This window comes from Micromonospora sp. LOL_024, assembly GCF_048060415.1.
Classification (GTDB): domain Bacteria; phylum Actinomycetota; class Actinomycetes; order Mycobacteriales; family Micromonosporaceae; genus Micromonospora.
In genome coordinates this window covers 1-2,436 of the sequence record NZ_JBHMIS010000101.1, presented here as the reverse complement: position 1 = coordinate 2,436, position 2,436 = coordinate 1, and the positions used below count along the sequence as shown (strand labels likewise).

The window sequence follows — 2,436 nt, the reverse complement described above, 5'->3', positions numbered from 1 at the left end:
CTGGCACTACACGGCATCCCATAACCAACCGGACATTCAAGGACTACTCCGGGGCCCTGCCCCACTCGCCTGGAGATCGGCAGGGCGGGAATTCAGGTCTACAGCGGCAGCGGGACCTACTGGTTCCCCTGGCAGGCCCTGGATCGCGTCGAGATCATGCGTCTCGAAGCAGGCACCCTCCACCTCGTGGGATGGTGCACCAACCCTGAGCTGTTCCCGGAGTCCACCAGCAGCGGCGGAGGACCACGCTTCCTGCCGAAGCTGAACGCGGTCGCCATCTGCCCCCTCAACACCCTTCATACCCGCCGCCACCTCGTCGCCCGCGCTCTCCAGAGGTACAGCGGCAACCGCTATCGCAGTCCCAGCAACTCCAAAGATGGGCTCGGACTTCCATAACCAGGCCAGGCGACGGCCGTCCCGGCCCGTTCTTCGCCACCGCGGCAGTATCCACGGCGGCCATCGATCCATCAGACATCAGGTGCTGCTCCTTGATCGGAGCAGATCGAGGTCGGCCACCTGCAGCTGGGGGGCCCGGTGCGCGGGCAAGTGACCTCGCTCAGACCGTCGGACTGGGGCCATCCCTTCGTGGCACTATTACATCGCCTGGATTTCGGTTGCCGGCACCGCTCTTAGGCGGGACGTCCCCCGCGCCGCCCCCGCGCCGAGGTTCGATGAATTCTCGGAGATCGGAGTGCCGATGCTCTTCCTGGACTGCGAGGACGTCGACACGGCGCTGCGGTCGCTTGCCGCAGCGGCCGGTGTCGACGAGGCGACGCTTCGCGCGGTGCTCCTCGCATGCGACCCGGACCGGATCGATTGGGCAGAAGACGAGGATCCGTGGGTGGCGGTTCCAAGGGCGCTACTCGCCGAGCTGAACGTGGACATCGGCGACGTCAAGTTCGACGGCGCGTACTACTTCCATGGCACCCGCGTCCTGCGCCCGCATGCGTTCCTTCAGGGCGGGATCTTGCCTCTTGGCACGATCCTCGACCGGCTCTGGGATGACTTGTACGGCCTGTGCGACGGTCAGGTGACCCCTGCTCAGTGGAGGACCCTGCGTCAGGATCTTGAAGGCGAAACCGGCTCGACGCTGCGCGCTGAAGATGGTGCCTGGTTGTACCGCCTGAAGTTCGCCAGTGAGTTCCACCACGGTCCGTACGCATCTCTGGTGCGCGACCACACGCTCGATCCGATCGATGGTCAGCATGACTACCTAAGGTCTCCAGAGATTATCGAGGACATTGCACGGTGTCTCGGGCTCGGCCTGCAGGAACGATTCGAAGCACGGGCGCGGAGTTGCATCGTCAAGTTTCGCCACAGTGAGGTCAATCGGCACACCGTTGAAGCTGCACTGCTCTTCGTATTGGCCCGGATTCACGGACAGCCATTTGGGCTCGGTAGCGTGTACGGGATCGACTGCCGAGGCGCAGTACCTGCCGCCGACGTGATGTATGTTGATGAAATCGACATTGCTGAACGAGGCGGTCAGGCGCCAGTTAAGGTATATCGACACCAGGCACCCGGCTGCGCGTCGAGCGAGCCGCTGTGTAGTCGGTCCACAGATCTCGTCGACTCAGATTCGTCGACCACAGGGGCAAGCCCTTAAAGGATCTTCATGGTCAGCATCCGGTGGCCGTGCCATGGGACGGGTCGCCCAAGCGCGCTCAGATCCGGATACGTCTGAGCGGCGCGCGAAGAAGCGGCCACGGCGGCCGTCCATCGCGGCGAGCGGCCTCACCGACTCGGGACGGCGCTGACGCCGCACTCTCACGGCCGGCTTGGGCATCGGTGCTGATCGGGGCAAGCAACCTGCCTCGACCGGACATCCAGAAAATCCAACCACGTCTCAGTACCCGGCTGGACCGGGCCCGCCCTCGGCGGGAGGATGACGCTTCATGCTGCGGCGGTCATGCGCGTGTGCATGTCGACCTGATCGAGCGGACGGTCGGGGCCTGAGCGGGGAGGGCGAACGGTGGGTGTCGCGTGGCGTGATTCGCCGGAGGAACTGGCCGGACTACTACGCCGACACGGTCTGACTCCGGACCGGGTGGACAACGTCGAGGCCGCGTGGAAGGCGTTCCGCGAGTTTCTTGCCCAGCCGGTCGATGGCCTGGAGCCAGGACCGGACAGCGACGCCGACGGCTTCATTGTTCAGTGGGGCCGGCACAGCTGGCACGACCAGCTCCCAAGCCTGAGCTTCACCCGACAGTTCGCCGTCAACGTGCGGGACACCTGGACCGAGACCGACTGGTACCAACCAGAATACTGGCAGGTGAGCCTGGATCTGGTATTCCCCGACGCGCCCGCGCTCGCCGATCTCGACCAACTCAGTGTCGGAAACACCGGGTTCGACTTCAGTCCACCCGGCCCCGACCGCAGGGCCGTTGCGTTCTCGCTCGGCAAGCCGGTGAGCTGGGATGATGCTGGGTGATTGGC

2 protein-coding genes are annotated in these 2,436 nt (G+C 64.9%); both read left to right on the top strand.

Going from position 1 to position 2,436, the window contains the following annotated elements:
• Positions 1-697 precede the first annotated feature (697 nt).
• Complete coding sequence (locus tag ACFHWY_RS28235) at positions 698-1,606, top strand: hypothetical protein (protein ID WP_416583283.1); 909 nt, start codon at positions 698-700, stop codon at positions 1,604-1,606.
• 441 nt (positions 1,607-2,047) lie between these two features.
• A complete protein-coding gene (locus ACFHWY_RS28230) occupies positions 2,048-2,431 on the top strand; it encodes a hypothetical protein (protein WP_416583282.1) in 384 nt (127 codons plus the stop codon).
• The last annotated feature ends 5 nt before the right edge of the window (positions 2,432-2,436 follow it).